4 protein-coding genes are annotated in these 3781 nt (G+C 72.5%); 3 read left to right on the top strand and 1 reads right to left on the bottom strand.

Annotated elements, in window-relative coordinates; all coding sequences use genetic code 11:
* Positions 1-220 precede the first annotated feature (220 nt).
* The gene (locus ABZ641_RS28950; protein ID WP_359986445.1) at positions 221-1240 is read left to right on the top strand and encodes an NADPH:quinone reductase; all 1020 of its coding nucleotides are present in this window, start codon (positions 221-223) and stop codon (positions 1238-1240) included.
* 558 nt (positions 1241-1798) lie between these two features.
* Positions 1799-1966 carry a hypothetical protein gene (locus tag ABZ641_RS28945; RefSeq protein ID WP_359986442.1) on the top strand — a complete coding sequence of 56 codons (168 nt, stop codon included), beginning with the start codon at positions 1799-1801 and terminating at the stop codon, positions 1964-1966.
* Between the two features lie 318 nt (positions 1967-2284).
* Here ABZ641_RS28945 and ABZ641_RS28940 read toward each other — a convergent pair whose 3' ends face one another.
* Complete coding sequence (locus tag ABZ641_RS28940; RefSeq protein WP_359986439.1) at positions 2285-2740, bottom strand: MarR family transcriptional regulator; 456 nt, start codon at positions 2738-2740, stop codon at positions 2285-2287.
* A gap of 84 nt (positions 2741-2824) precedes the next feature.
* Here ABZ641_RS28940 and ABZ641_RS28935 point away from each other — a divergent pair, with 84 nt between their 5' ends.
* Positions 2825-3754, top strand: coding sequence for a zinc-binding alcohol dehydrogenase family protein (locus tag ABZ641_RS28935; protein ID WP_359986437.1), 930 nt, complete (start codon positions 2825-2827; stop codon positions 3752-3754).
* Positions 3755-3781 lie beyond the last annotated feature (27 nt).

The raw sequence follows: 3781 nt of genomic DNA, 5'->3' as shown, positions 1-3781 counted from the left end.
CCCACCTGGAGGCGAACGTCGCGGTCGGCGGGATCACCCTCGACGCCGCGATGCTCGCCACCCTCGACGGCATCCGGTCCCGCTCCAGCAACGTCCCCATCGGCTGACCGGTACCGACGCGGCCCGGGCGCCCCCGCGCGCCCCACCCCTTCCGGGCGGCATGACGAAGCGTCAGGCCGCGCCGGGAAGTCACCCTTCCACCAGGCTCCAAGGACGGATCATGAAAGCCATCGTCTACCGCGACACCGGTGCCCCCGACGTTCTCCGGTTCGTCAACCGCGACCTGCCCGAGCCCGGCCCCGGCGAGGTTCGCATCCGGGTCGCCGTGTCCGGTGTCAACCCGACCGACTGGCAGGCGCGCTCCGGCGTCGGCCACCCCATGCAGTACCCCGAGGTCACCCCGCACCTCGACGGCGCCGGCACGATCGACGCCGTCGGCGAGGGCGTCGACCGGAGCCGGGTCGGTCAGCGGGTCTGGCTGTTCATGGCCGCCGCCGGGCGGCCTACCGGCACCGCCGCCGAGTTCACCGTCGTGCCGGCCGAACAGGCCGTTTTGCTGCCCGACGAAGCCGGCTTCGACGTCGGCGCCGCACTCGGCGTCCCCGCGCTGACCGCGCACCGCGCGCTCACCGTCGCCGAGGACGGGCCGCGTCGGCTGCACCCCGGGGCGCTCGACGGGAAGGTGGTGCTCGCCGCGGGTGGCGCCGGAGCGGTCGGGCACGCGGTGATCCAGCTCGCCCGATGGGCCGGCGCCACCGTGATCGGTACGGTCAGCAGCCTGGAGAAGGCCCGGCTGGCCACCGCCGCCGGAGCCCACCACGTGATCAACTACCGCGAGGGCGACCCGGCCGCCGCGATCCGCACGATCACCCCGGACGGTGTCGACATCATCGCCGAGGTGGCGATCGGCGCGAACCTCGCCCTGGACCTCGCGGTACTGCGGACGCGCGGCACGATCTCGACCTACGCCAACGACGGCGGCAAGCCGGTCGAACTGGACGTACTGCAGAACATGGTGCTCAACGCGCGTTTCCAGTTCCTGATCCTCTACACGGCCGGTCCGGAGGCACGCGCCGCGGCCGCCCAGGACGTCGCCGCCGCAGTGCGCGACGGCGCGCTGCCCGTCGGTGAGGAGCACGGGCTGCCGTTGACCCGCTTCCCCTTGGAGCGCACCGCCGACGCGCACCGGGCGGTCGAGAGCCGCACGGTCGGTAAAGTCCTGGTGGACGTCACGGCCTGACGTCCGGCCACCCACGGCGTCCGCCGCGGCCGCCCTGCTGGGGCGCTCCAGGGATACGGTTCTCCGGCCGCCCGCCGCTGCGCCCGGGGTGGCCGGTTCGCGTGGGCCGGCCGGAGGCGGGGTGGCCCGTGGGGGTGCTGCCCGTGGCCGGGGTGTCCTCGCCGGGATGGTTCCGGGCCCGGAGGAAGGCGATGACGACAGCGACCACGAGGACGGCAAGGGCGAAGCAGCCCAGGGAGCCTCGCCGGTTCCGTCGTTGACGTCATCCACTGGGCCCGGGCGTCGAGTCTGACGTGGATCCGAACGCGGCCGTCAGGGAGGAGAGGGCAAGAGCGCAAACGGGCGGTACCACCCCACAGCCGCATGACCAGCCGGCTGGTGCGCTCGTCCCGGGACGCTTTTGGCCCGTTGCTCCGGTCGCCTGCCGCTGCGTCCGACGCCGGCTCCGGATTTCTGTGAGCCGTCGCGCTTTGAGGATGTACGCGGGGCTGTGGCTTGGCCCGTTGACCGGTCTGCGGGCGCCCGTCGGGCGGGAAGGTCGGCGTCCCTGCGGCTCTCGTGCATCTGGACGAGAGGTTCGGTGCCGGGGAAGACAGCGGCTGGAAGGTGGTTGCGGTGTTCCTGAATCAGGTCGCGACCTGGGCGGCCGGGCTGACGTTCTGGCTGCGGTTACGGCGCCCGGGTGCGCGGGGATCGCGGCCTTTTGCGGTGCTTGCCGAGATGTGAAGCAGGGGGATGGGTGAGGAGTCCGAGCGAGGCGGACCGTTGTGCCTGTGCGTGTGGTGTCCGCGCCTCGCGCGGTCACCTGCGCGGCGGTCCACGGCGTCCCGTGGACGATGCGCGTCCTCGAACCGGTCGACGTCGTGCACGGGAGGATCGCCGGGAAGCGTTCGTTCTGCCGGGACACCGCGTTGCTGCGGGGCTCCTCACCCGGACGGGAGGCGGTGCTCGCTCGGGAAGCTGTGTGGGTCTGACGTGCCCGTTCCGGCGGCGGTGGTCCGGCGCCCGGTTGGCCGTCTGCTGCGCGGTTTGCGGGTGGATCGCTCAGCGCCGGGTGGCGGGGCGCGGTGCGGCCGGCAGGGGCGGGGTGAGGACGGGCTCCAGCAGGTGGGCGAGCTGTTGGCGTTGCTGTGCGTCGAGTCGGCCGGTGGCCGGCGCGAGGGCGTCCCGTGCCTCCTCGTAGAGGCGCTGGGTGAGGTCGCGCCCGGCGTCGGTGATCAGGACGACGACGGCGCGCCTGTCCTCGGGACTGGCGTGGCGGGTCAGCAGCCCTCGTCGTTCGGCACGGTCGATGAGACCGGAGAGGGTCGACTTGTCCAGGCCGAGAAAGGCCGCCAGGTCGCTCATGCGGGGGCGTCGGTCGCGCACGATGCCAAGCACGCGCAGTTGGGTGAGGGACAGGTCGTGCTCGGCGCCGATACGGGTGAGCACGCTCATGACCTGGAAGGCGCTGCGGACCAGGCCGTCGATCAGGGCCTCTTCGGAGTCATCGGGAGCCATGGGAACCACCCTACGTGACATTGTTTGCATTACCAATGATTCTGGTTTTGATTGGTAGTACAAACCAATGTCCAGGGGGTCACCATGCATGCAGCAGTCCTCACGGCGTACGACGCACCACCCGCCTACGGCGAGCACCTTGAACCCGTCGCCCGGGGCGAGCACGAGATGGTCGTGGACGTCCTCGCGGCGCCCCTGCACCACCTGGCCCGGGCCAAGGCGAGCGGCGCCCACTACTCCGCCTCCGGCGTCCTCCCGCTGGTCCCCGGCGTCGACGGCGTCGTCCGGGACCCCGCGGGCCGCCTGCGCTACGCGGTCCTGGACGACACGGACCTCGGAACCTTCGCCGAGCGCACCGTCATCGACGCGCGTCGGAGCGTGGTCCTGCCCGACCACGTGGACCCGGTGCGGATCGCCGCCGCGATGAACCCGGGCATGTCCTCCTGGGTCGCCCTGCGCCGACGCATCACCTTCCAGGAGGGCCAGCGCGTTCTCGTCCTGGGTGCCACCGGCAGCGCCGGACGCATGGCCGTCCAGATCGCCAGGCATTTCGGCGCCGCCCAGGTCATCGCCGCCGGCCGCGACACCGCCCGCCTCGAGGAGTTGCCCGCCCTCGGCGCGGATCGGACGCTCACCTTCGACGAGATCGCCGCCGCAGCCGACGTCGACGTCGTCCTCGACTTCGTGTGGGGCGAACCCGCCGCGGGCTCCATACTCCCGATCCTCACCGCGCGCACCGACCGCTCCGTGCCGCTCACCTGGGTCCAGATCGGCTCCATCGCGGGCGCGTCCGCCGCGGTCCCGTCCGTGGCCCTGCGCTCGGCCCGGTTGCAGATCGTGGGCAGCGGCATCGGATCGCTCTCTCCCCGCGACTTCATCGCCGAACTCCCCGAGCTGGCGGCCGCGGTGACCGAAGGCGCCATCGACGTCCGGGCGCGGGCCGTACCGCTGGACCGGATCGCGCAGGAATGGAACGACACCCGCTCCGGCGAGCGCCTCGTCTTCGTCCCGTAAGTCCCCGCCCCACCCCCTTCCGCCCCC

This window comes from Kitasatospora sp. NPDC007106 (assembly GCF_040634455.1).
Lineage (GTDB): Bacteria > Actinomycetota > Actinomycetes > Streptomycetales > Streptomycetaceae > Kitasatospora > Kitasatospora arboriphila.
This window is presented reverse-complemented; position numbering and strand designations above follow the sequence as displayed.

What these genes read in the sequence shown, in the direction of transcription:
- ABZ641_RS28950 (WP_359986445.1), top strand. Translation starts at nt 221, where the DNA reads ATGAAAGCCATCGTCTACCGCGACACCGGTGCCCCCGACGTTCTCCGG.
- ABZ641_RS28940 (WP_359986439.1), bottom strand. Translation starts at nt 2,740, where the DNA reads ATGGCTCCCGATGACTCCGAAGAGGCCCTGATCGACGGCCTGGTCCGC.
- ABZ641_RS28935 (WP_359986437.1), top strand. Translation starts at nt 2,825, where the DNA reads ATGCATGCAGCAGTCCTCACGGCGTACGACGCACCACCCGCCTACGGC.